The sequence below is a fragment of the Rhodopseudomonas sp. P2A-2r genome (genome assembly GCF_026015985.1).
Taxonomy (GTDB): Bacteria; Pseudomonadota; Alphaproteobacteria; order Rhizobiales; family Xanthobacteraceae; genus Tardiphaga.
Window position 1 is genome coordinate 1,260,336 of the sequence record NZ_CP110389.1, and the last position, 24,666, is coordinate 1,285,001.

A 24,666-nucleotide genomic window follows, 5' to 3' on the forward strand; every position below is an offset into this window, starting at 1 on the left:
CGCAGCGAAGCTGCGCGCCGTGGGAGAGGGTGCCCGAACGAAGTGAGGGCGGGAGAGGGAAGGCCGCAAGCGACGTCGATGGCTAGAGCCCCCTCTCCCGGCTCGAACCCGCTTCGCGGTTTCGATCCACCCTCTCCCGCCTGCGCAGCAAGTGCTGCTTGGGGGAGAGGGGAAAGCAGCTATCGCGCTTCGTTCAGCGCCGCCAAAAACCCGGTCAAATCATCGGTGACGTAATCCACATGCTCAGCATCGCGGCCTTCCAGCTCCCAGTCCTCGCGGACCACTTCGGCGGAATCGTCCGGCACCACCAGCACGGTGGTCATCTGCAACTGATGCGGCACCACCAGGTTGCGCGACAGGTCTTCGAACATGGCGGCCCTGGCCGGATCGACGCCGTGCAGCCTGAGGAACTTGTCGTAGGTCTGCGGCGCCGGCTTCGGCTCCAGTTCGGCGGCGACGATGTCGAACACCGCTTCGAACTGCTCGGCGATCCCGAGCCGGTCGAGCACCGCGCCGGCATGCGCGACCGACCCATTGGTCAGGATCAGCTTGCGGCCCAGCAGCCTTGCAATCGCCTCGCCCATGGCGGGATTGGGCTGCAGGGGCGAATGATCGATCTTGTGGACATAAGCGAGGTAGTCATCGGCGTGCACGCCATGCTCGGTCATCATGCCGCGCATCGTGGTGCCGTAGCGCTTGTAATAGTCCTTCTGGATCCTGAACGCCTCCTCCGGCGGAACCTTGAGGAAGTTCGAGACGAAGTCGCGGATGCGGACGTCAACCTGCTGCCACAGATTGACGTGGTGCGGGTACAGCGTGTTGTCGAGGTCGAAAACCCAGGTCTCGATATGGCCGAAGCCGCGGGCCGGGCTTTGTGCGAGGGTCACAAGATTCTCCTTTGTCATCACGGCAGCTCGAAACGAATCGTGCTGCCGCCGCTGCTCATGTCGACCGCAGCAAAGCCGGTGACAGCGAGGCCGCGGGTGCCGCAATCGGCCTGGTCGCTGATCTCGAACTTGCTCTCGCGGGTGCATAGCCTGGTGGCGCCGCCCCAGTTCAGCACGCGGTCCTTGAGCCTCACGGCACGGCCGACCGCGTCGGTGGCTTCGGCGAAACTGAAAACCTGCCTGGGCTGGCCGACAAGATCGGGGTGCAGGCATTTGCCCGGCTCGATCCGATACCAGCCGCGGCTGGTGATCGCCTTGCCATCGCCGGTCGCGATGGCCGCCATTACATTGTACTGGGTATCGTTGCACCAGGTCAGGCCGCTGGTGGACGGCGCCTGTACGGCATTGATCATGGTGTCGAAGAAATTCGGCGCCTTCACGATGTCTGCGGCCAGCCCGCGGCTCTTCAGGAAGGAGGCCAGCGCGTTTTGCGTCTTCGGTCCGTCGACGCCGTCGATGGGCGCGGCGTCATAGCCGGCGACCACCAGCAGCCGCTGGATCGCCGCCAGCCGCGCCTGCTCGTCGTCATATTCGCTGTCTTCGGCGAGATAAGCGACCATCTGGCCGTCGTCGGTCGTCGACGGCTTGATCATGGTGAAGGATGCCGGCGTCTGGCCGGGGCGGCACTGACGCGCCGCAGCGATAATGAAATTGTCCGGGGCGACGCACAGGCTGTCGGTGCCGTTCTGCGGCATTGGCGAGGCGCCGTAGACACCGAGCGCGCGGGCATGCAGCAGGATGCGGTCGGCGCTGAGGGTGCCCTGGACGACGACGCGGCATTGCGCCGGGTCGATGCGAAACCAGCCGCGGGTGGCGGTGGCACTTTTGTCATCGATTCCGATCGCCGCCTCGACCACATAGCTCATGCGGTTGCAGAGCTTGAGGTCGGCGCGGGCCGTGCCGATGGATGCAAATAGAGATGCGAGCGCAACAAGGAAGACGTGGATGCCCGGCACGAGGCCGGGCATGACGACGACTTTGGTGCGCGCGCTCGTCACTTGTGGATCAGCGTGCCGGTGCCCTGGTTGGTGAACAGTTCCAGCAGCACCGCATGCGGCATCTTGCCGTCGATGATGACCACGCCTTCGACGCCCTGTTCGAGCGAATAGATGCAGGTCTCGACCTTGGGAATCATGCCGCCGGAAATGGTGCCGTCGGCAATCAATTTCCGTGCGTCCTTGATCGACAGTTCCGGGATCAGCTTTTTCGACTTGTCCAGCACGCCCGGCACGTCGGTCAGCAGCAGCAGGCGCTTGGCCTTCAAGGCGCCTGCGACGGCACCCGCAAAGGTGTCGGCGTTGACGTTGAAGGTCTGGCCGTTCTTCGACGTCGCGAGCGGCGCCAGCACCGGGATCAGGTCGTAGCCGATCAACTGGTTGAGCAGCGTCAGGTCGACCTTGTCGGGTTCGCCGACGAAGCCGAGGTCGACGACCCGCTCGATATGCGAATCCGGATCGACCATGGTGCGGGTCGCCTTGGTGGCGGTCACCATGTTGCCGTCCTTGCCGCACAGGCCGACCGCCTTGCCGCCGGCCTCGTTGATGTAGCCGACCAGCTGCTTGTTGATCGAACCGGCCAGCACCATCTCGACGATCTCGATGGTGGCGGCGTCGGTGATCCGCAGGCCGGCGGCGAATTCGGACTGGATGCCGAGCCGCTTCAGCATGGTGGCGATCTGCGGGCCGCCGCCGTGCACCACCACCGGATTGATGGCGGTCTGCTCGAGGAGCACGATGTCGCGGGCGAAGGCCTTTGCCATGTCTTCCGCGCCCATGGCGTGGCCGCCATACTTGATGACGATGGTTTCCTCGTCATATTGCTGCATGTGCGGCAGCGCTTCCGACAGGATGCGGGCCTGATCGAGCGGGCTGATTTCGGGCGCGTCTGTCATGAGGCGGGTCTCACAGGGGGCGATCTGCGGCGCGTTCTAGCCGATTGGCCGGCGCGGCGCAAAGCTTCGCTGCGGCCGCTCTCTACACGCGATTCGGCCAGGCCGCAGCCACCGCGAGCGCCAGCCAGCTGACGATCAGCAGCGTGCCGCCGGTCGGCGCGGCCATCGGGAACAGGCCATGGCCGGCATAGGTCCGCATCGTGAGGTCGCCGGCGAACAACGCCGCTGCAACCACGAAGCCGATGGCGGCGGAGAGGCCGATCTGCAGGTGCAGCACGCCGCGCTCGAGCAGGGCGACGGCGCCGAGCACCGCGGTGGCATGGAACAGCAGCATCGAGGATGCCGACGCCAATCGTGCGGCGTCGGGCTGGTGCGCAGAGGCGGCAGCGAGGATCACGCCATCGACGCCCATCACGCCGGCCAGAATGATCAGGATGCGGAACAGGCCGGACCGTGTCATCGGCTGCGCTCCGCCAGCAGCCGCACCATGGCGGCGCGCAGTTCGGGCATGCCCGCACTGGTGCGCGACGAGGTGAGCAGCAGTTCCGGGAACGCCGCCGGGTGCTTGAGCAGCGTGGTCCGCACCTCCTCGGTGCGCTTTTCGAGTTCGGCCGGCTTCACCTGATCGGTCTTGGTCAGCACGATCTGGTAGCTGACAGCGGACTTGTCCAAGGTCTTCAGGACGTCGAAATCGACATCCTTGAGGCCATGACGAGAGTCGATCAGCACATAGACTCGCGCCAGGCTGCTGCGGCCGAGCAGGAAGTTGTGTATCAGCGAGGTCCAGGAGGCAATCTTGACCTTCGGCGCCGAGGCGTAGCCATAGCCGGGCATGTCGACCAAGCGGAATTCGGCCTTTTCCGGACCTTCGAAGAAGATCAGTTCCTGGGTGCGGCCGGGGGTGTGCGAGGTCCGCGCCAGCGCGTTGCGGCCGGTGAGGGCGTTGATCAGGCTGGATTTGCCGACGTTGGAACGCCCGGCGAACGCCACCTCGACGCCGGCCATCGGCGGCAGGGTCTCGATCGAGGGCGAGGCCCAGATGAAATTCCACTCGCCGGCGAACAGCAGGCGGCCCTGTTCGATCAGCTTCTTGTCTTCGATCAGCTTCGCATCGGTTTCAGCGGTCATGCGAAGGTCCTTCATCGTGGCTTCCTCATGGTGAGGAGGCGCATCTTGCGCCGTCTCGAACCATGAGGAGTGTGGCGCTCATCCTTCGAGACGCGGCCGAAGGGGCCGCTCCTCAGGATGAGGGCTGCGTTACGTCTTTTTCTCGACCGGCGGTTTCTTGGCGAACGTCGACTTCACATTGTCGAACAGCTCCACCTTCACGCCGTTGCGGCTCATGATGTAGCTCTGCTGCAGCACCGAGAGGGTGTTGTTCCAGGCCCAATAGATCACCAGACCGGCCGGGAAGCCCGCGAGCATGAAGGTGAAGATCAGCGGCATCCAGTCGAAGATCATCTTCTGGGTCGGGTCCGGCGGCGTCGGGTTCAGCTTCATCTGGAACCACATCGTGATGCCCATGATGATCGGCCAGATGCCGAGCGCGAGATAGTGGCCGAACACCGGCAACTGGGTCGGATCGAAGCTGAGCAGGCCGAACAGGTTGAACAGGTTGGTCGGGTCGTGTGCGGAGAGATCCTTGATCCAGCCGAAGAACGGCGCGTGGCGCATTTCGATGGTGACGAACAGAACCTTGTAGAGCGAGAAGAACACCGGGATCTGCAAGGCGACGGGAAGACAACCGGCGATCGGGTTGATCTTCTCCTTCTTGTAGATCTCCATCATCTCCTGCTGCTGCTTCATCTTGTCGTCAGGGAAGCGTTCCTTCAGCGCGGCGAGCTGCGGCTGTACGGCCTTCATCTTGGCCATCGACGCGTACGACTTGCTGGCCAGCGGGAAGAACAGCGTCTTGACCAGCACGGTCACCAGCAGGATGGCGACGCCGAAATTGCCGACCAGATGATAGAACCAGTCGAGTGCGAGGAACATCGGCTTGGTGATGAAGTAGAACCAGCCCCAGTCGATCAAGAGGTCGAAGTGGTTGAGGCCGAGCGACTGGTTGTAGCCGCCGAGGCCGACAGCGAGCGGGAAGTTGATGCCGACGGTGGCGGCTTCCTTGGCGCCGGCGAACAGCCGGGCGTTGGCGGTACCGGTGCCGCCGATGGCGATGGTCTGCGCATCCTGCAGGTAATCGGTCTGGTAGGTGTGGACCGTGCCGACCAGATTGGAAGAGAAGCGCGCCTGCAGCTGCGCATTGTTGTCGGGGAGCAGCGCCGAGGCCCAGTACTTGTCGGTGATGCCGAGCCAGCCGTTGGTGACCTTGAAGTTGACCGCCTTGGCTTCGTCGATTTTCTTGTAGCCGTATTCCTGCAGGCCCTGGTCGCCGAGATAGCCGACAAGGCCTTCGTGCAGGATGTAGTAGCCTTCCACATGCGGGGTGCCGTGGCGCGAGATCAGCGCGAACGGATACAGGGTCACCGGCGCATTGCCGATATTGGTGACGTCATCCTTGATGGTGAACAGGTAGCGCTCGTCGATGGCGATCGTGCGCTTGAAGGTCAGGCCTTCGCCGTTGTCGAATTTCAATGTCACCGGCGTGGCGGGCGTCAGGGCGTTGGAGCCTTCCTGCTGCCACTGGGTGTTCTGGTCGGGGACCTTCACGGTGGCGCCGGCGCCAGCGACCCAGCCGAATTCGGCATAATAGGGCGCGGCGGTGCCCGAAGGCGAGAACAGCACGATGGCCGGCGAGGTCGGGTCGACGGTGTCGCGGAACTTGACCAGCGCCAGATCGTCGATGCGTGCGCCCTTCAGGGAAATGCTGCCCGACACCCGCGGCGTGTCGATCTTGATGCGGGGCGCGGCGGCGATGGCGGCATCGCGGCTGACGATTGGCGCGGCCGATGCCGGCTGGTTGGCAGGCACGCTGCCGGCGGGAGCGGTGCCGGCCTGCGGCGTGGTACCGGGCGTTGCGCCAGGCTGAGCCGTCGGGTTCTTCAACTGCGCTTCGATCTGGCTTTGCGCGCGCTGCTTCTCCATCTGCGGGATGTTGAAGAAATATTGCCAGCCGATCAGCACCAGGCCGGACAGGATGACGGCAAGGATGGTGTTGCGATTGTCGGTCATCGTTCAGGTCTCGTCATTCAAAGGCGGGTGCGGCTTCGGCGGCCGGCTGCGCGCTTGTCGCAGGCTGGGACTATCAGGTCACGGTTATTTTAGAGGACTGCCGGTCGAGGCGGTGCAGCGCCGAGCGGAGATCGTCGAGCATGGTTGCAAAGTCGCGGTTCAGCGCGACACGACGGCCGACTAACACATAATCGCTGTGGGGTCGCATGGATACGACGTCGACGCGCTTCACCAGTTCGCGAAGCCGGCGGCGGATACGGTTGCGCTCGGTGGCGGTTCCGTTTTTTTGGTCACGGTAAAACCGACCCTGACCGGGCCGTCATCGTCACGCAACCGGCTCTGCAACACGAAGGCAGGGCTGTTCATCCGCGGCCCATTGGCAGCGGCGAGAAAATCCGCCCGCTGCCGTAACCGGTCCATGATGAGATCTCAGGAAGGTCCGCTCAGGCGCTCAGGCGCTTGCGACCACGCGCACGACGCGCAGCCAGAACCTTGCGGCCGCCGACGGTCGCCAAGCGAGCGCGGAAGCCGTGACGGCGCTTGCGCACCAATTTGCTGGGTTGATAAGTCCGCTTCACGGGTCGTTCTCCGGGACCGGGCAATTCGCCGAGGCAATTAGCCGAGAAATGAGGATAGTCCAAAGATGCTGGCTCAATATGAGCCGTTTCCGGCCCATAAGAGCCGCCCCGGTCAAGACCGGGCCATCGCGGACAGTTGGCGGGCTTATACGGGAGCGTCCTGTTTTCGTCAATCTTGCCCTGCAGGGTGACGGCTGAACGTGAAAATCGTGAAATTCGGCGGATTATACCCATATCCAGGGTGTTTTTCTAAGGTAGGGAGCGGATCGTTCCGCTTCTGCGGTGTGTGGCGCGGGGGCGGCCGCAGACTTTCGGCGGCGGATGCACGAATGGCGAGATCGAATCGTCATTTTGAGCCGTATCTCGTCGAGGTGCAGCGTCGCGGCGTGGGATCAGAGGCAACATAGTGTCAGCTGCAAACGAAATCGGGACGGAAACGGCGCGGCCGGGCAGGCCGCTGCGCCGGCTCGGGCTGTCCGGCAAGCTCCTGCTGCTGACCATTCCGCTGGTCCTGATTGCCGAGGTGCTGATCTACGTCCCTTCGATTGCCAATTTCCGGATCAATCGGCTGAATGACAAGCTCGCCGCGGCCAATACGGCGGCGCTGGTGCTGGACGCCGCGCCTTCCGGTATGGTGCCGGAATCGCTGGCCCGGCAGATCCTCAGCAGTATTGGCGCCCGCGCGGTGGCCATCAAGATGGGCCAGCAGCGCCGCCTGCTGGCCAGCGCCGACCTGCCGGCACAGATCGATCATGACATCGACATGCGCGACATGACGGTGTGGTCCGCCATCATGGATTCGTTCGAGGTCATGCTGGAAACCGGCAACCAGTCGATCCGGGTCATTGGCCCGGCGCCATCGGGCGCCCAGTTCATCGAGGTGGTGATCGATGAATTGCCGCTGCGCCAGGCCATGTACCGATTCTCCAGAAACCTGTTCTGGGTGTCGCTGGGCATTGCCATCCTCACCGCCGGCCTGGTTTATCTGGCGTTGCATTACTTGTTCGTGCGGCCGATGCGGCGGCTGACTGCCAATCTGGTCGGGTTCCACGAAAATCCGGAGAGTTCGGCGCGGATCATCGTTCCCAGCCAGCGCGGCGACGAGATCGGGGTGGCGGAGCGCGAATTGTCCGACATGCAGCGCGACCTGGTGTCTATGCTGCATCAGAAGAGCCGGCTCGCCGCGCTCGGCCTCGCGGTTTCCAAGATCAACCACGACCTGCGCAACCTGCTGGCGTCATCGCAGCTCCTGTCGGACCAGCTGGCCAGCGTGCCCGACCCGCGGGTGCAGCGGTTCGCGCCGAAACTGATGCGCTCGCTGGAACGCGCGATCGCGTTCTGCCAGTCGACCCTGTCCTACGGCCGGGCCCAGGAAGCCCCGCCCGACCGCCGCATGATGCTGGTCGAGCCGGTGGTCAATGAGGTCAGGAATCTGCCGGCCTCGCCTCGGACGCCTCGATCTCCTGGATCAATGCCATCGAGCGTGGCCTGACCATCGATGCTGACCCCGACCAGCTGTTCCGCATCCTGCTGAACCTGGTGCGCAACGCCGCCCAGGCGCTGGAAGGCCAGCCGCCGAGCGAGGCCGCCCCGCAGCAGATCCGCATCACCGGACGCCGCGAAGGCGCTGTGACCATCATCGAAGTCTCGGATACCGGTCCCGGCGTGCCGCAGAAGGCCCGCAACCACCTGTTCGAGGCCTTTCAGGGCTCGGCGCGTCCGGGCGGTAGCGGATTAGGGTTGGCGATTGCCGCGGAACTGGTTCGCGCCCATGGCGGCGATATCCATCTGGTCGAAGGCACACTGGGGGCCACGTTCCGCATCAGCATGCCGGACCGTCCGGTGGAACTGCACAGCATCCGCAGCGAACGGGCGCGGGCGTGAGCTAATGAACGCGTTGATTCGACGGCCGTCGTCCCGTGGCGGCCGGACTTCCGCTCCCGAACCCGGCGAGCGACGATTTTCCTTCACTTTAATCCGCTTCAGCCGCCGGTATCGGCAATTCCTGTCGTCGAACGGTCGCACAGGTGCTTGCCAAGCCCGGCCGGAGCCGGTAGCTATGGCGCGCTTTCGCAAACAACCTGTTTCGAAAAGCATGCGACTTCAACAGGGCCTTGTGTCCTCACGATTTCCGCGGCACGCGCCCGTAGCTCAGCTGGATAGAGCACTAGACTACGAATCTAGGGGTCAGAGGTTCGAATCCTTTCGGGCGCGCCATTTGCGTACAAAACCACGAACATTCTCGTTCGTGGTTTGTTTGCCGGTAATGACCTCCTGCAGGGTGGCCTTGCAGCCGACAATGCGAATGGTCTTGTCACCTACCTCGATGGCGATGACCACGGCGTGGACGTAGGCCTTACGACCGGTAACATCGCCGTTTTCCAGTTTATCTGTCATCAGTCGCGCAAACACGTCGATCTTTTCCGCGTCGACGGAGATTGTCGCGCGACCTTGCGAGTAACGATGGACCGTTGACGATCCGTGGCGCCGTCGTCCTCGTATTTTCGGTGCTTGGACATGCTCGAAGATTGTCGGCTCGATGATAGCCGGTGCCCGGGATTTCGACGATGTCGAAGGGGCGTTTTGACCGCCATTGCGCGATTCGCGTTTGCTGTACGGCCATAAGCCTGTCGCGCAGCAGGTATTGGTAAGTTATGGACCGGTCCGACACCGAAAGTAGATCCGAGGAGAGAACCCGCACCAATCTACACTCTGTCGCTGGCACATCGCTTGCTGAGTGAGAGATCTCGCTTCAGCGCCTGCAGGCCGAAGCGTCAATGATGGCTGGAAGGGATCCGTGAATGGACACGCTTTTTGCGATATGCGGCACCTATCAGGTGGATGACGGCCAGGCTACAGGCTTCATGCTCATGCGCAGAGAGCCGGACGGCTCGGCCAAGCCCTGGCCAATTCTTATCGCGCGCAAGGGTAACAACTTCTTCGGGTTTGAAAATGCCTGCCCCCATCAGGGCTCGCGGCTTGATACGGTGCCCGGAGAGTTCATGGATGAGGACGGCAACTTCATCACCTGCGGCAGTCATCATGCTCAGTTCGATCTCGATACCGGACATTGCTTCATCGGCCCCTGCCAGGGAAGGCACTCACGCCGATCAGGCTGATCATTGATCATGGCGATATCTGCTTGAGCGGAATCGATCTGGCCGAAGAGGACGGGCTCGACATCCCGGAGCCGGATGAAATGCCGGAGGTGCAGATCACCGCGGATTGACCGATCGTCGAACCGATAATTGATCAGCGGCGCCGTTCAGCACGGCTGAAATTGCTCAGATGGCCCTCGCGCGCGGCTTGCGCACGTCCGGCCTTCATCAAGGCCTTGGTCTTGCCCTGCGGCGCCGTGAGTGACATCAGCCGCTGCATCCTCTTGCTGCCGCATGCCGGGCAGGCCGGTTTCTCGGAAAACCCGATCAGGAGTTCGACGTCGCCGTCACATTTTGCGCAGTGAAAACTGTAAAGCGGCATGGCTGTCCCTCCCCCGTTCGGCAATGGATATCTCTGGCGAAATCGATAGTGCAGAAACCGGACCAATCGGTAAGGCAGCGTTGCTGCGGGGCGTCGGCGTGAGTTGATGTCGGATAGTGGCGGATTTTGTATCGAACCGAACGGAAGTGTCGGAACGTCGACATGCTGCCGCTTCCAAGGCCACGCGATACTCGCAATGGGTGCGATTCGGCGGCTTTGCCTCGCGAACACAGGATGATCAGGTTGGCCCGGATCATGCAAAATCGCCCTTGTGTCGGAAACATCATGCCCCCCGCGCTGTGAATGGTCGCCGCGCGGATCCGACCGCTGACCGCGCAACGATGAACGCCGATCCGGCTCGGATCAGCGCTGGAGAACATAGTGCTCTGTCCCTATCCCGGCATGCCTCCGAAGATCGAGCCGTCCTTGGCGGAGCAAAAGAACATGGTGCTAACCGGCGCCTCGCGCGGCATAGGACATGCGACGGTCAAGTTATTTTCCGATGCAGGCTGGCGGATCATTACCTGTTCACGCCAAAGGTTCGACAGCGATCTCTGTCCATGGAATTCAGGGGCCGACGATCATGTCGAGGTTGACCTGAGCGACTACCGGGCGTTGCCCGGCGCGATTGCAGAGATCAAGGAGCGCCTCGGAGGCTTGCCGCTTCATGCGCTGATCAATAATGCGGGGCTCTCTCCGAAAAATGACGAAGGAGGCCGGCTGACGTCGCTGACGACGCCGGTCGACACCTGGATGAGTGTCTTTCATGTCAATTTTCTCGCGCCGATCCTGCTGGCGAGAGGACTGTTTGATGAACTCAACGACGGTGCAGGCACCGTCGTCAACGTTACGTCGATCGCCGGTTCCCGCGTGCATCCGTTCGCCGGTACGGCGTATGCGACCTCGAAGGCCGCATTGGCCTGTCTGACCCGGGAAATGGCCCACGACTTCGCCCCCTACGGTATTCGTGTCAACGCCATCGCCCCTGGTGAGATCAAGACCGATATCCTGTCACCGGAAACCGAAGCGATGCTTGTGCCGGTAATACCGATGCGCCGAATTGGGACGCCGGACGAGGTGGCCAAGGTCATTTACTTTCTCTGCTCGGATGCGGCGAGCTACGTCACCGGAGAGGAGATCAAGATCAACGGCGGACAGCATGTCTGATCTGTCAGCTACCGTTCACAGAGCCGCGACGATTTCAGCGAGCTGGAATTGGCTCATGATAGACTATCGCCTGCCGTCCCTTTGGTCGCGACGTATTGATCTAAGTCAATGCACTGTCACAGACGATCGCTTGCGCCTGCTATGAGAGTAGTTGATCCCCAAAGTTCGAAGGCGTTCAGCCTGCGGTACACGCCTCTATGTTCTGCACTAATGCAGCAAAGTTGAGCACGACATCGTTGTGAAGATGGGACAAGATCATAACAATCCGAAAAAGCCGGCAGGGAACGTCATGGACTATGGAGAGACTGCCATGGCGCATGTTGACGCGATCGAATCCGCGAATCTGGACGCGCGATCTGGTACTCCGCTGATGCCGCTCAGCGAGATTGCGCTGACCGGGATCTATGAAATCTCAAAGATCCTCAATGCCCCGAACCGACTGCAGACGACGCTTGCCAGCGTTCTGAATGTGCTGTCGTCGTTCCTGCAAATGCGACATGGCGTGATTTCCCTGCTGGCAGACGACGATGTTCCCGATATCACCGTTGGCGTCGGCTGGAATGAGGGCGCCGACGAGCGTTACCGGGCTCGTTTGCCGCAGAAGGCCATTGGACAGATCGTTGCGACGGCCGTCCCGCTGGTCGTCGAAGATGTTGCGAAACATTCATTGTTTGCTACCGATGCGGCCGCACTAGGCGCCGTTGGCAGCGATCGTGTGTCGTTCATCGGAGTACCAATTCGCATTGGCGTCAAGGTGATCGGAACCCTCACGATCGACCGGGTCTGGGACGGTCGTTCGGTTTTCCGACTCGATTCCGATGTGCGTTTCCTGACCATGATCGCCAATCTGATCGGGCAGACCGTTCAGCTCTACCGGGTGGTCTCGCGCGACCGCGATCGGCTGATGGCCGAGAGCCACCGCCTGCAGAAGGAGTTGTCCGAACTCAAGCCGGTGCGCGAGCGCAAGAAGGTGCTGATCAAGGGCATCATCGGCGACAACCCCGCGCTGCGCTCGTTGCTCGACAAGATCATTATCGTTGCCAAATCCAACTCCACCGTGCTGCTGCGTGGCGAGTCGGGCACTGGCAAGGAGTTGATTGCCAAGGCGATCCACGAGCTTTCGCCGCGCGCCAAGGGACCCTTCGTCAAGATCAATTGCGCGGCATTGCCAGAATCGGTGCTCGAGTCCGAATTGTTCGGCCACGAGAAGGAGCCTTTACCGGCGCCATCAATTCACGCAAGGGGCGTTTCGAACTCGCCGACAAGGGGACCATCTTTCTTGATGAGATCGGCGAGATTTCGCCGGCGTTTCAGGCCAAGCTGTTGCGCGTCCTGCAGGAGCAGGAGTTTGAACGGGTCGGTGGCAACCACACCCTCAAGGTCGACGTGCGCGTGGTTACCGCGACGAACCGCAACCTCGAAGAAGCGGTCGCGCGAAACGAATTCCGCGCCGACCTGTACTACCGCATCAGCGTGGTGCCGATCCTGATGCCGCCGCTGCGCGACCGACGCAGCGACATCGCGCCGCTGGCCGCCGAATTTCTCAAGCGCTTCAATGAGGAGAACGGCCGTACTCTGTCGCTTGACGCCAGCGCACTGGAAGTGCTGATGGGGTGCGGCTTTCCTGGCAACGTGCGCGAATTGGAAAACTGCGTGCAGCGGACGGCGACTCTGGCGCAGGGAGGCTCGATCGTGATGGACGATTTCGCCTGCCGCAAGAACGAATGCCTCTCGGCAATGCTGTGGAAAGGGCCTTCGGAATTTCCGCCGGCACGGCTTCGGCCAGCGGTCCCGCTCCCGGTGCTGCCGCGCACCGCAAGTGGCAGCGCAGAAGGTTACGGACCTTCGCCAATCCAGCCTGCCGTCGACTCGATTCCGGCCACCGTTGAAGCAACCAGCTACGGGCAGGTTCCGGATCGCGAGCGCTTTATCGCGGCGATGGAGAAGTCGGGCTGGGTCCAGGCCAAGGCGGCCCGCATCCTCGGACTGACGCCGCGTCAGATCGGCTATGCGCTTAAAAAGCACGGCATCGAGGTCAAGCACCTCTAGCTGCTCCAGCTCTGCTATTTCTCCTTGAGAAGTGAAGCCGGCGCGACATCGCGCCGTGGCGGATGGTTGACCCAAGAAGATGTCGATCGCCGCGCTGGCGCATGGCGCGCAGCCTTTTGTTGAAATCACCCTTGGTGCGACTTGTCGGAGTTGCGACAGCCTGTCGTGGGCGCGACAGCGCGGCGAGTCGCCAGCGCTGAAATAGCAGTGTGAAATCAAATGCCTGCGTTCTGGCACGCGGCTTGAAAGGGAGTCGTTATCCGGCATCGACACGCATTCGGAGTTTGAAGATGGCCTATAAAATCGTCGCCTCGCAATGCACGGTATGTGGCGCTTGTGAATTTGAATGTCCCAATGCCGCCATCCGCCTGAAAAACGACATGTACATTATCGATCCGAAGAAGTGCACCGAATGCGAGGGGCATTTCGACACAGCTCAATGCGCGGTGGTGTGCCCGGTCGAAAATACCTGCGTGCCCGCATGAGGAACAGGACCATGGCATGCCGTGGCAACATCTCCCTGGCGCTGGGTGACGTGGTCGCCCGGTTGGGCGCATTGCTCATGACCGTGGTGGCCGGCGAGGACGAGCGGCTGCGCGAAACGATCGCGTGCGCTGTCAGGCGCGCGCGTCCACACCGCGGTCCAGATCCAATGAACCATTGGGGCGCCCGATACGATCCGGCGTCCCGTCGACGGGCGGAGTAACGAATGGCAGCCGTACAAGAAACCGTCGAACGGGTGCAAAGCATCGACGTCGAACAGTACAAGTATGGATTTGAGACGCTTATCGAATCGGAAAAGCCGCCCAAGGGGCTGTCCGAAGATATTGTCAGGTACATTTCTGCCAGAAAGAACGAGCCCGAGTGGATGCTGGAGTGGCGGCTACAGGCCTACCGGCGCTGGCTGACCATGACTGAGCCGAACTGGGCCCGGGTCAACTATCCGAAAATTGACTATCAGGACCTTTACTATTACTCGGCACCGAAAAAGAAGGAGATCGGATCGCTCGACGAGATCGACCCTGAAATCCTTAAGACCTATGAGAAGCTGGGCATTCCGCTGCGCGAAGTCGAGATGCTTGAAGGCGTTGTGAGGCCTGAGGGCGAGCGCCGGATCGCTGTCGATGCGGTATTTGACTCGGTTTCGGTGGCGACGACCTTCCAGAAAGAGTTGAAGCAGGCCGGCGTGATCTTTATGCCGATCTCGGAGGCAATCCGCGAGTACCCGGAACTCGTCCAAAAATATCTCGGCACAGTCGTTCCGACTTCGGATAATTATTTCGCGACGCTGAACTCGGCGGTGTTCTCTGATGGCTCGTTTGTTTACGTGCCGCCGGGCGTGCGCTGCCCGATGGAGCTGTCGACCTATTTCCGCATCAACGAACGCAACACCGGGCAGTTCGAACGGACGTTGCTGATCGCCGACAAGGGCGCCTATGTCAGCTATCTCGAGGGCTGCACCGCGCCGCAGCGCGATGAGAACCAGTTGCACGCCGCGGTGGTTGAGCTTGTCGCGCTCGATGATGCCGAGATCAAGTATTCAACAGTGCAGAACTGGTACCCGGGAAATTCCGAGGGTGTCGGCGGCATTTACAATTTCGTCACCAAGCGCGGCGACTGCCGCGGCGCCAACTCAAAGATCTCCTGGACCCAAGTTGAAACCGGGTCAGCGATCACCTGGAAATATCCGAGCTGCATCCTGCGCGGCGACAATTCTCGCGGCGAATTCTATTCGATCGCGATCTCCAATGGCCACCAGCAGGTCGATTCCGGAACCAAGATGATCCATCTGGGCAAGAACACATCGAGCCGGATCATCAGCAAGGGCATAGCTGCCGGCGTTTCGCAAAACACCTATCGCGGCCTCGTCACTGCGCATAGGAAAGCGACGGGTGCGCGCAATTTCACGGCCTGCGACTCGCTCCTGATCGGCGACACATGCGGCGCCCATACCGTCCCATACATCGAGGCGAAGAACTCGTCGGCACTGTTCGAACATGAAGCGACGACGTCGAAGATCTCCGAGGACGTGCTGTTTTACTGCGTGCAGCGTGGGCTGAGCCAGGAAGAAGCCGTCGGCCTCATCGTCAACGGGTTCGTGAAGGATGTGCTGCAACAGCTTCCGATGGAATTCGCGGTGGAAGCGCAGAAGCTGATCTCGATCTCGCTGGAAGGCAGCGTCGGGTGATGGTGTCGTATCAACTATGTAAGGAGGTAATTGCCGATGACGCCGCTCCTCGAAATCCGCGGTCTTCGGGCCGAAATCGCCGGACGGAAAATTCTCCAGGGCCTCGACCTTAGGGTCGATGCCGGTGAGATTCACGCCATCATGGGCCCGAACGGCGCCGGCAAGTCGACGCTGTCGTATGTGCTGGCCGGAAAGCCCGGCTACGAGATCACCGACGGCGAAATTCTGTTCAAGGGCGAGGACCTGCTGGCGATGGCGCCTGACGAGCGCGCCGCCAAGGGTGTGTTCCTTGCCTTCCAGTATCCGCTGGAAATCCCGGGCGTCGCCACCGTCACGTTCCTGCGCGCCGCGCTCAACGCCCAGCGTCGCAAGCGCGGCGAGGAAGAACTGACGTCGCCCGATCTGCTCAAGCGTGTCCGGGAACTGGCGAAGAAACTCGGCATCGATCCCGATATGCTCCGCCGCCCGCTCAACGTGGGCTTCTCCGGCGGCGAAAAGAAGCGCAACGAGACGCTGCAGATGGCGCTGCTGGAGCCGTTGCTCTGTGTGCTCGACGAAACCGACTCCGGCCTCGATATCGACGCCCTCAAGATCGTGGCCAACGGCGTCAATGCGTTGCGCTCCAGCGATCGCGCTATGATCGTGATTACGCACTATCAGCGGCTTCTGGACTACATCGTGCCCGATGTTGTGCACGTGCTGGCGGCCGGCCGCATTGTGAAGACTGGTGGGAAGGAACTGGCGCTTGAACTCGAAGCGACAGGTTACGCGCAATTTCAGAACGTGGCGGCGTAACGGCCATGACCGCTGTCATTCGCCCCGTCAGAACCCAGGCCGAACTTGGGCTCGTCGACATCTACAACATGGCCCGGCAGGGGTTGCCGGGCGGCAGCGACATCGCCGCGGTTCGCGTTGCTGCGTTCAATCATTTTGTGCTGTCGGGATTGCCCAACCCCAGGGTTGAAGCCTGGAAATATACCGACCTGCGGCGCTTGATGCGGGATGCCCGGCCGCTGGCAGCTCCGCCGGATGCCATTGCGAAGCAGACGGCCCGGGAAGCCGGGGGCCTGCTGTCCGCACTTGGCTTTCGCCGGCTGATGATCGTCGACGGCGCCTTCGTCGAAGAGCTGTCCGATCTGGTTGAGCTTGAGCCCGGCTTCAAGATTCGCTCGATGGCGGAAGCGCTGGCCCTGGACGAACCGATGTTGTCGCAGGGGCTCGGCGTTACGGTGCCCGCCGATGACTCGGCGCTCACGCTCAATACAGCGCTAGCCGGCGACGGAGTTGTCATCACGGTTTCGCCGGATACCTCCATTGCGCGGCCCATCCATCTGGTCTTTGTCACTACCGGAGCAACGCCTGCTGCGATGTTCACGAGATCGCTGGTGGTGGTCGGCAAGGGCGCCTCGGCGACCTTGATCGAGACCCATGAAAGTCGCGGTCAGGGAGATTATCAGGTCAATACCGTGCTGCAGCTTGTGATCGGCGATGAGGCGAAAGTCGATCACATCAAGGTCACCGGTGAAAGCAAGGGAGCTATTCATATCGGAACGCTGCTGGCTCACGTCGGTGCGCGTGCGAAGTTCAACGAATGCGGCTTCAATACCGGCGGGGCTGTCGTCCGCAATCAGCAGTTCGTGCTGCTCTCGGGGAGGGCACGATCGCGAATCTGCGCGGTCTCAGCCTGCTGGCCGAGCGGCAGCATGCCGATACCACGCTAACGGTCGAGCACGCGGCGCCGAATTGCCAAAGTCGCGAATTGTTCAAGGCCGTCGTCGATGACGAAGCACGCACCGTGTTCCAGGGCCGGATTACGGTGCGGCAGCAGGCGCAGAAGACCGACGCCAAGATGATGACGCGGGCGCTGCTGTTGTCGGATGATGCAGAGGCCGACGCCAAGCCGGAGCTCGAAATATTCGCCGACGATGTCCAATGCGGCCATGGCGCCACCACCGGCAATCTGGACGATCAGTTGAAATTCTATTTGATGGCGCGTGGCATTCCAGAAAGGCAGGCGGAGGCATTGCTGATCCAGGCGTTTGCCGCCGAAGTGGTGGACGCGATCGAGCATGACGGCGTCCGCGACGCGCTGACGGAAGTCATTGTCAACTGGCTGGGACAACGGGGATGAAGCTGCATCCGGCGGTCAGTAACGGTAGCTATGATGTCAGCTGCGTTCGCGAGGATTTTCCGATTCTTGGTATGCAGGTCTACGGCAAGCCGCTGGTCTATCTCGACAATGCGGCATCGGCGCAGAAGCCCAGGGCGGTTCTCGATCGCATGACGCAGGCCTACACCTCGGAATACTCCAACGTTCACCGTGGGTTGCACTATCTCGCCAATGCCGCCACCGAGGGCTACGAGGGCGCCCGCGAGAAGGTCGCCAGCTTCCTGAATGCCGGCAGCAACGAAGAGATCATCTTCACCCGCGGCGCGACCGAGGCCATCAATCTTGTGGCGCAGACCTTTGGGCGTGAGCGGATAGGACCGGGTGATGAAATCGTTCTCTCGATCATGGAGCATCATGCGAACATCGTTCCCTGGCACTTCCTCAGGGAACGGCAGGGTGCCGTGATCAAGTGGGCGCCGGTGGACGAAGACGGCAATTTCCTGATCGACGAATTCGAAAAGCTGCTGACCGAACGCACCAAGATGGTCGCCATCACGCAGATGTCGAACGTGCTGGGCACTGTGGTGCCAGTCAAGGAAGTGGTCCGCATCGCGCACGCCCGGGGGATCCCGGTGCTGGTCGACGGCGCGCAATCTTCCGTGCACATGGAATGCGATGTGCGCGACATCGATTGTGATTTCTTCGTCATTACCGGCCACAAATTGTACGGGCCAACCGGGATCGGCGCACTATACGGAAAGCGCGCACATCTCGAGACGATGCCGCCGTTCAATGGCGGCGGCGAGATGATCCGCGAGGTGCAGCGCGATTGTGTCAGCTACGGTGCGCCGCCGCACCGGTTCGAGGCCGGGACGCCGGCCATCGTGCAGGCGATCGGGCTTGGTGCCGCCATCGACTACATCAATTCGATCGGCAAGGGGCGGATCAGGGCGCACGAAGGCGCGTTGCTTGCCTATGCCCAACAAAAGCTCGGCGAGATCAATTCGCTGCGCATCATCGGAGCCGCGGCGGAGAAGGGGGCCATCGTTTCGTTCGAGATGAAGAGTGCCCACGCCCACGATTTCGCGACAGTGATCGATCGCGCCGGCATCGCGGTGCGGGCCGGCACCCATTGCGCCATGCCACTGCTGGAGCGTTTTGGTGTCTCGGCTACGTGCCGGGCCTCATTCGCGCTCTACAATACCCATGAAGAGGTCGATGTTCTGGCGCGAGCCCTTACCAGGGCGCAGGAGTTCTTCACATGAATCACCCAAATCCGCGGCTGCGTCCGACCGCCATTGCCCGCGTGGTCCACGATCCTCGCCGCCGCAGCTTCAAATGCGGTACGAGCATCGCCGGTCAGCGCGAGTTCAAAGCGGGCGAGGCTGTACGGTCACTGACGCGTGTTATCAATGATGGGATCTATCCGCACCGCGATATCGGCGAAATCCTGGTCAATGGTGGCGATGTCGGTGTAGTCCGCGAAAGCTGGAGTTTTCTTGGTGAGACTTACTATACCGTAGAATTCTTTGCCAATGCGGCCGTCGTGATCATGCGCGGCGAGGAGATGGCGAAAGCCGCGCTGCGCGGTGGCCGGCGCCCTGCACACTGATCGCGGGGCTTTTGGCTATCTGGCGGATACCGCCTGGTCTGTCAGGGCCCGCTGCGCATCGGCACGGATGCGGTTGACCATGGATCGAAATCCATTGGATCGCTGCGGAGTGAGATGCTCGCCCAGACCAAGGCGGTCGAATAGGGCAATCGGGTCCGCTGTCAGGATCTGATCGGCCGGCTTGCCGGAGACGACCGCGAGCAGAATGGCGACCAACCCGCGCACGATATGCGCGTCGCTGTCGCCGCGAAAATCCAGCAGCAGCCGTTGATGTTCGAACCGGACCGAAGTGCCGAGCCAGACCTGGCTGGCGCAGCCGGGGACCTTGTTGGCGGCACTGCGATGGATATCGGGCAACGGGAGCATGCCGCGACCGAGTTCTATGACATAACGGTAGCGGTCGTCCCAATCATCCAGCAGCGCAAAGTTCTCGATGATGTCATCGATCGGCGGGATACCTGCGCCTGCGTTATTCATTTGGCCACCCTTCTCCTGGTTCATTGGCGCTGCGCCCGGCATATCGGTCACCACGCTGCCGAGGGCGGCAGCAACCCGAGCAAGGTCGCTGCCTGTTTCCGGCGCCGGAGCACCCCGTTGACGCTACGGTGGATCGAATCGAAGCTGATTGGCTTGCCCAGGACGTCGTGTGCCCCCCACCGCAGCGCTTTCAAGGCCAATGGATCATCGACGGTGTTCGCCACGATCATAATCTCGGCGCTTGGGAACCTTCGACAGATCTGGCTCAGGACGGTTCGGCCTTCTTGTCCAAGAAGGTCGATGCCGAGCAGTATCAGGTCCGGCGTCATGTCTCCTGCTCGTGCATAAGCGAGATCGAGGGTTGCAAACGAGTGCGTCTCATTCTGGTGGGTCAGGATGAAATGCAACGCCGAGCGAATAACATCATTGCCCTCGATCACGAACACGATGTCGTCATCCCTGGAGTTGAAGGGTGCAAAATCGACGGGCATTCTGTTGTCCTCGCTGTCGTGGCGCCTTGCGTCAAGCAAACGTCGTACCGCGATTGGTCCCTGACAGAAGACGACACTGGCATCGCCCATTGGCCGGACAGGCGTGTCTGCAGCGATGTTTTGTTTGGGACAGCCGAATAGCCGAGCGTCCGACGACGCATCATCATGTCGGGTTTGCAACAAGCCGCCCGTCGTTCGTATCAAACATCTATGTACTTCAAATCAAAAGAATTTTTCATCGGCGCGTGCGCTGGCACAGTCGTTGCAAACCCTCGTTCTCGCAAGGCGATGGTTGCTGGCTGCATCCTCGAAGCGGAAGAGCAATCTGCGACCGCGCCGCGCAACGGGATTCATCAAGACCACGCTGTGCGGCTTGCGACGACGGATACACCGCATCGGTTCATGGAGAACAAAATGGCTGCACTACGACAAATCGCTTTCTACGGCAAAGGCGGCATCGGCAAGTCGACGACGTCGCAGAACACCTTGGCGGCGCTGGCCGAGATGGGACACAAGATCCTGATCGTCGGTTGCGATCCCAAGGCGGATTCCACCCGCCTGATCCTGCATGCCAAGGCGCAGGACACCATCCTCAGTCTGGCCGCCGCCGCCGGCAGCGTCGAGGATCTCGAACTCGAAGAAGTCATGAAGGTCGGCTATCGCGACATCAAGTGCGTGGAATCCGGCGGTCCGGAGCCCGGCGTCGGCTGCGCCGGTCGCGGTGTCATTACCTCGATCAACTTCCTCGAGGAGAACGGCGCCTATGAGGACATCGACTACGTGTCCTACGACGTGCTGGGCGACGTGGTTTGCGGCGGCTTCGCGATGCCGATCCGCGAGAACAAGGCGCAGGAAATCTACATCGTGATGTCCGGCGAGATGATGGCAATGTATGCCGCCAACAACATCTCCAAGGGCATTCTGAAATACGCCAATTCCGGCGGCGTGCGTCTCGGCGGTCTGGTCTGCAACGAACGCCAGACCGACAAGGAGCTGGAGCTGGCCGAAGCCATGGCCAAGAAGCTCGGCACCCACCTGATCTACTTCGTGCCGCGCGCCAACATCGTGCAGCACGCCGAGCTGCGCCGCATGACGGTTCTGGAATACGCGCCGGAATCCGAACAGGCCCAGCACTACCGTTCGCTGGCGACCAAGATCCACGCCAACGGCGGCAAGGGCATCATCCCGACCCCGATCACCATGGACGAGCTCGAGGACATGCTGATGGAGCACGGCATCATGAAGCCGGTGGACGAGAGCGTAGTCGGCAAGACCGCCGCAGAACTCGCCGTCGATCAGCTGGCAGCGATGTCCGCCTGAGGACTTTCAATCGAGACGATCCGGCCCCTCGCGAGAGGGGCCGGTCCCCCCGTCACCGCAAACGGATAGCGAGGAAAATCAGATGAGCTTAGCAAAGACGGAAAGTGTTGCGGAGATCAAGGCGCGCAACAAGGAACTGATCGCCGAAGTACTGGCGGTTTACCCGGAGAAGACCGCTAAGCGGCGCGCCAAGCACCTGAACGTGCATGAAGCCGGTAAGTCGGATTGCGGCGTCAAATCGAACCTGAAGTCGGTTCCGGGCGTGATGACCATCCGCGGCTGCGCCTATGCCGGCTCGAAGGGCGTGGTGTGGGGACCGATCAAGGACATGATCCACATCAGCCATGGCCCGGTGGGCTGCGGCCAATATTCCTGGGCGGCCCGCCGGAACTACTACATCGGCACCACTGGGATCGACACCTTCGTGACCATGCAGTTTACCTCCGACTTCCAGGAGAAGGACATTGTCTTCGGTGGCGACAAGAAGCTCGCCAAGATCATGGACGAAATCCAGGAGCTGTTTCCGCTCAACAACGGCATCACCGTGCAGTCGGAATGCCCGATCGGTCTGATCGGTGACGACATCGAGGCCGTCTCGAAGCAGAAGTCGAAGGAATACGACGGCAAGACGATTGTTCCTGTTCGCTGCGAAGGCTTCCGCGGCGTGTCGCAGTCGCTCGGTCACCACATCGCCAACGACGCGATCCGCGACTGGGTTTTCGACAAAATTCCGGCGGATGCGCCGGCCAGGTTCGAGCAGTCACCCTACGACGTCGCCATCATCGGCGACTACAACATAGGTGGCGACGCCTGGTCATCGCGCATCCTGCTCGAGGAAATGGGGCTTCGGGTGATCGCCCAGTGGTCCGGCGACGGAAGTCTGGCAGAACTCGAGGCAACGCCGAAAGCGAAGCTCAATGTGCTGCATTGCTATCGTTCGATGAATTACATCTCCCGCCACATGGAAGAAAAGTACGGGATTCCGTGGTGCGAATACAACTTCTTCGGCCCCTCCAAGATTGCGGAATCGCTACGCAAGATCGCATCGTTCTTCGATGACAAGATCAAGGAAGGTGCCGAGCGCGTCATCGCGAAATATCAGCCACTGATGGATGCGGTGATCGCCAAGTATCGCCCCCGCCTCGAGGGCAAGACGGTGATGCTGTTCGTTGGTGGTCTTCGCCCGCGCCACGTCATCGGTGCCTATGAGGATCTCGGCATGGAAGTCGTCGGCACCGGTTACGAATTCGGCCACAACGATGACTACCAGCGAACCGCCCAGCACTATGTCAAGGACGGTACGCTGATCTACGACGACGTGACCGGCTACGAGTTCGAGAAGTTCGTCGAAAAGGTGCAGCCGGATCTGGTCGGGTCGGGCATCAAGGAGAAGTATGTCTTCCAGAAGATGGGTGTGCCGTTCCGGCAGATGCACTCCTGGGACTATTCCGGCCCGTATCACGGCTATGACGGCTTCGCGATCTTCGCGCGCGACATGGACATGGCGATCAATTCGCCGATCTGGAAGAAGACGATCCCGCCGTGGAAGGTCGTTCCGCAGGCGACACTGATGGCCGCCGAATAGATCGCGCTCCTGGCTCTCCCGGCTTGGGAGGGCCAGGCCTTCCGCTCACAGACAATTTTGAAAGGGTGTCACCATGACGCAGAATGCTGAACACGTGCTCGATCACTTCGAGCTTTTCCGCGGCCCGGAATACCAGCAGATGCTGGCGAACAAGAAGAAGATGTTCGAGAATCCCCGCGATCCCGCCGAAGTCGAGCGCATCCGCGAATGGGCCAAGACGCCGGAGTATCGCGAAAAGAATTTTGCCCGCGAGGCCCTGACGATCAACCCGGCCAAGGCGTGCCAGCCGCTCGGCGCAGTGTTCGCAGCCGTCGGCTTCGAAGGAACAATCCCTTTCGTTCACGGTTCGCAGGGTTGCGTTGCCTATTACCGCAGCCATCTGTCGCGCCACTTCAAGGAGCCGAGTTCCTGCGTATCGTCATCCATGACCGAAGACGCGGCGGTATTCGGCGGCCTCAACAACATGATCGACGGCCTCGCCAACACGCATGCGATGTACAAGCCGAAGATGATCGCGGTGTCCACGACATGCATGGCGGAAGTCATCGGCGACGACCTCAACGCGTTCATCAAGACGGCGAAGGAAAAGGGGTCTGTGCCGGAGGAATACGACGTTCCGTTCGCCCACACGCCGGCCTTCGTCGGCAGTCATGTCACCGGCTACGACAATGCGCTGAAGGGCATTATTGAACACTTCTGGGATGGCAAGGCCGGTACCGCGCCGAAGCTCGAGCGCAAGCCCAACGAGAAGATCAACTTCATCGGCGGCTTCGATGGTTACACCGTCGGAAACACCCGGGAAATCAAGCGCATCTTCAATCTGATGGGGATCGAACACACCGTTCTTGCCGACAACAGCGACGTGTTCGACACGCCGACTGACGGCGAGTTCCGGATGTATGACGGCGGCACCACGTTGGAAGATGCAGCCAATGCGATCCATGCCAAGGCGACGATCTCGATGCAGCATTATTCGACCGAGAAGACGCTTCCGTTCATCGCAAGTCATGGCCAGGAAGTGCTGTCGTTCAATCATCCGATCGGCGTTTCCGCCACCGACGACTTCGTGATGGCGCTGTCGCGGATCACCGGGAAAGAAATTCCGGCGGCGTTGACCCTGGAGCGCGGCCGACTGGTCGATGCGCTTGCTGACTCTGCTGCGCATATTCACGGCAAGAAGTTCGCGATCTATGGCGATCCGGACCTTTGTCTCGGCCTTGCCGCATTCTTGCTTGAACTCGGTGCCGAACCGACCCACGTGCTGGCAACCAACGGCAACAAGGCGTGGGCGGCGAAGGTTCAGGAAGTGTTCGACGCCTCGCCGTTTGGCAAGAACTGCCATGTCTATCCCGGCAAGGACCTCTGGCATATGCGCTCCCTGCTGTTCACCGAGCCGGTAGATTTCCTGATCGGCAACACCTATGGCAAGTATCTGGAGCGAGATACTGGAACGCCGCTGATCCGTATCGGCTTCCCGATTTTCGATCGGCATCACCATCATCGTTACCCGGTCTGGGGTTACCAGGGCGGCATGAATGTCCTGGTGACGATCCTCGACAAGATCTTTGACGAGATCGACAGGAACACCAACGTTCCCTCCAAGACGGATTTCAGCTTCGATATTATTCGCTGAGCGAGCGTTAGG

At 61.2% G+C, this 24,666-nt stretch carries 20 protein-coding genes, 1 tRNA gene and 5 pseudogenes; 14 read left to right on the plus strand and 12 right to left on the minus strand.

What is annotated here, in order from left to right; all coding sequences use genetic code 11:
• Nucleotides 1–179: 179 nt before the first annotated feature.
• From ONR75_RS05965 to rpmH, 8 genes and pseudogenes are all read right to left on the minus strand, one after another.
• Nucleotides 180–887, minus strand: a complete 708-nt coding sequence (locus ONR75_RS05965) for a pyrimidine 5'-nucleotidase (protein ID WP_413776442.1) — start codon at nucleotides 885–887, stop codon at nucleotides 180–182.
• 17 nt (nucleotides 888–904) lie between these two features.
• Nucleotides 905–1,945 (minus strand): DUF1036 domain-containing protein, encoded by a 1,041-nt coding sequence (locus tag ONR75_RS05970; protein WP_265081806.1) that lies wholly within the window; start codon nucleotides 1,943–1,945, stop codon nucleotides 905–907.
• Complete coding sequence (argB, locus tag ONR75_RS05975; protein WP_265081807.1) at nucleotides 1,942–2,838, minus strand: acetylglutamate kinase; 897 nt, start codon at nucleotides 2,836–2,838, stop codon at nucleotides 1,942–1,944. The genes ONR75_RS05970 and argB overlap by 4 nt, the downstream gene beginning before the upstream one ends.
• Before the next feature lie 82 nt (nucleotides 2,839–2,920).
• Nucleotides 2,921–3,298 (minus strand): DUF423 domain-containing protein, encoded by a 378-nt coding sequence (locus ONR75_RS05980; protein WP_265081808.1) that lies wholly within the window; start codon nucleotides 3,296–3,298, stop codon nucleotides 2,921–2,923.
• A complete protein-coding gene (yihA, locus tag ONR75_RS05985; RefSeq protein ID WP_265083549.1) occupies nucleotides 3,295–3,966 on the minus strand; it encodes a ribosome biogenesis GTP-binding protein YihA/YsxC in 672 nt (223 codons plus the stop codon). Before yihA ends, ONR75_RS05980 begins: the two co-directional genes overlap by 4 nt.
• A gap of 129 nt (nucleotides 3,967–4,095) precedes the next feature.
• Nucleotides 4,096–5,964, minus strand: a complete 1,869-nt coding sequence (gene yidC / locus ONR75_RS05990; RefSeq protein ID WP_265081809.1) for a membrane protein insertase YidC — start codon at nucleotides 5,962–5,964, stop codon at nucleotides 4,096–4,098.
• Between the two features lie 73 nt (nucleotides 5,965–6,037).
• Nucleotides 6,038–6,384: pseudogene (gene rnpA, locus ONR75_RS05995) on the minus strand (ribonuclease P protein component).
• A 23-nt stretch (nucleotides 6,385–6,407) separates the two neighbouring features.
• Nucleotides 6,408–6,542 carry a 50S ribosomal protein L34 gene (gene rpmH, locus ONR75_RS06000; protein ID WP_011471298.1) on the minus strand — a complete coding sequence of 45 codons (135 nt, stop codon included), beginning with the start codon at nucleotides 6,540–6,542 and terminating at the stop codon, nucleotides 6,408–6,410.
• A 403-nt stretch (nucleotides 6,543–6,945) separates the two neighbouring features.
• Between rpmH and ONR75_RS06005 the strand changes: the two are divergent.
• Both ONR75_RS06005 and ONR75_RS06010 read left to right on the plus strand, forming a co-directional pair.
• Nucleotides 6,946–8,426 (plus strand): annotated as a pseudogene (locus ONR75_RS06005) (sensor histidine kinase).
• 256 nt (nucleotides 8,427–8,682) lie between these two features.
• Nucleotides 8,683–8,759: transfer RNA gene (locus tag ONR75_RS06010), tRNA-Arg, on the plus strand.
• Here ONR75_RS06010 and ONR75_RS06015 read toward each other — a convergent pair.
• Nucleotides 8,730–8,939, minus strand: a complete 210-nt coding sequence (locus ONR75_RS06015) for a hypothetical protein (RefSeq protein ID WP_265081810.1) — start codon at nucleotides 8,937–8,939, stop codon at nucleotides 8,730–8,732. The two genes, ONR75_RS06010 and ONR75_RS06015, sit on opposite strands and share 30 nt — an antisense overlap.
• A gap of 404 nt (nucleotides 8,940–9,343) precedes the next feature.
• Here ONR75_RS06015 and ONR75_RS06020 point away from each other — a divergent pair.
• Nucleotides 9,344–9,771: pseudogene (locus ONR75_RS06020) on the plus strand (Rieske (2Fe-2S) protein).
• Nucleotides 9,772–9,794: 23 nt separating this feature from the next.
• Here ONR75_RS06020 and ONR75_RS06025 read toward each other — a convergent pair.
• Nucleotides 9,795–10,022 carry an FmdB family zinc ribbon protein gene (locus ONR75_RS06025; protein WP_265081811.1) on the minus strand — a complete coding sequence of 76 codons (228 nt, stop codon included), beginning with the start codon at nucleotides 10,020–10,022 and terminating at the stop codon, nucleotides 9,795–9,797.
• A 402-nt stretch (nucleotides 10,023–10,424) separates the two neighbouring features.
• Here ONR75_RS06025 and ONR75_RS06030 point away from each other — a divergent pair, with 402 nt between their 5' ends.
• The 8 genes and pseudogenes from ONR75_RS06030 (at nucleotide 10,425) to ONR75_RS06065 (ending at nucleotide 19,148) form a co-directional block, all read left to right on the plus strand.
• A complete protein-coding gene (locus ONR75_RS06030; protein ID WP_265083550.1) occupies nucleotides 10,425–11,189 on the plus strand; it encodes an SDR family NAD(P)-dependent oxidoreductase in 765 nt (254 codons plus the stop codon).
• Nucleotides 11,190–11,499: 310 nt separating this feature from the next.
• Nucleotides 11,500–13,238, plus strand: a pseudogene (gene nifA, locus ONR75_RS06035) (nif-specific transcriptional activator NifA).
• 290 nt (nucleotides 13,239–13,528) lie between these two features.
• Nucleotides 13,529–13,723 (plus strand): 4Fe-4S binding protein, encoded by a 195-nt coding sequence (locus tag ONR75_RS06040; protein ID WP_265081812.1) that lies wholly within the window; start codon nucleotides 13,529–13,531, stop codon nucleotides 13,721–13,723.
• 224 nt (nucleotides 13,724–13,947) lie between these two features.
• Nucleotides 13,948–15,426, plus strand: coding sequence for a Fe-S cluster assembly protein SufB (gene sufB, locus ONR75_RS06045; protein WP_265081813.1), 1,479 nt, complete (start codon nucleotides 13,948–13,950; stop codon nucleotides 15,424–15,426).
• 36 nt (nucleotides 15,427–15,462) lie between these two features.
• Nucleotides 15,463–16,221 carry a Fe-S cluster assembly ATPase SufC gene (gene sufC, locus ONR75_RS06050; protein WP_265081814.1) on the plus strand — a complete coding sequence of 253 codons (759 nt, stop codon included), beginning with the start codon at nucleotides 15,463–15,465 and terminating at the stop codon, nucleotides 16,219–16,221.
• 5 nt (nucleotides 16,222–16,226) lie between these two features.
• Nucleotides 16,227–17,557 (plus strand): annotated as a pseudogene (gene sufD / locus ONR75_RS06055) (Fe-S cluster assembly protein SufD).
• Nucleotides 17,554–18,801, plus strand: a complete 1,248-nt coding sequence (locus ONR75_RS06060; protein ID WP_265081815.1) for a cysteine desulfurase — start codon at nucleotides 17,554–17,556, stop codon at nucleotides 18,799–18,801. Before sufD ends, ONR75_RS06060 begins: the two are co-directional and overlap by 4 nt.
• On the plus strand, nucleotides 18,798–19,148 hold the full coding sequence (locus tag ONR75_RS06065; RefSeq protein ID WP_265081816.1) for a nitrogen fixation protein NifZ: 351 nt from the start codon (nucleotides 18,798–18,800) through the stop codon (nucleotides 19,146–19,148). The genes ONR75_RS06060 and ONR75_RS06065 overlap by 4 nt, the downstream gene beginning before the upstream one ends.
• A gap of 15 nt (nucleotides 19,149–19,163) precedes the next feature.
• Here the strand turns inward: ONR75_RS06065 and ONR75_RS06070 are convergent, their stop codons facing one another.
• Both ONR75_RS06070 and ONR75_RS06075 read right to left on the minus strand, forming a co-directional pair.
• A complete protein-coding gene (locus ONR75_RS06070) occupies nucleotides 19,164–19,649 on the minus strand; it encodes a SufE family protein (protein ID WP_265081817.1) in 486 nt (161 codons plus the stop codon).
• Between the two features lie 23 nt (nucleotides 19,650–19,672).
• Nucleotides 19,673–20,116 carry a response regulator gene (locus ONR75_RS06075; protein ID WP_265081818.1) on the minus strand — a complete coding sequence of 148 codons (444 nt, stop codon included), beginning with the start codon at nucleotides 20,114–20,116 and terminating at the stop codon, nucleotides 19,673–19,675.
• A gap of 414 nt (nucleotides 20,117–20,530) precedes the next feature.
• On the opposite strand from ONR75_RS06075, the gene nifH reads away from it, so the two are divergent.
• The 3 genes from nifH (at nucleotide 20,531) to nifK (ending at nucleotide 24,654) form a co-directional block, all read left to right on the plus strand.
• Complete coding sequence (nifH, locus tag ONR75_RS06080; RefSeq protein WP_265081819.1) at nucleotides 20,531–21,436, plus strand: nitrogenase iron protein; 906 nt, start codon at nucleotides 20,531–20,533, stop codon at nucleotides 21,434–21,436.
• Between the two features lie 82 nt (nucleotides 21,437–21,518).
• The gene (gene nifD, locus ONR75_RS06085; protein WP_265081820.1) at nucleotides 21,519–23,021 is read left to right on the plus strand and encodes a nitrogenase molybdenum-iron protein alpha chain; all 1,503 of its coding nucleotides are present in this window, start codon (nucleotides 21,519–21,521) and stop codon (nucleotides 23,019–23,021) included.
• Between the two features lie 73 nt (nucleotides 23,022–23,094).
• Nucleotides 23,095–24,654 carry a nitrogenase molybdenum-iron protein subunit beta gene (gene nifK / locus ONR75_RS06090; RefSeq protein ID WP_265081821.1) on the plus strand — a complete coding sequence of 520 codons (1,560 nt, stop codon included), beginning with the start codon at nucleotides 23,095–23,097 and terminating at the stop codon, nucleotides 24,652–24,654.
• Nucleotides 24,655–24,666 lie beyond the last annotated feature (12 nt).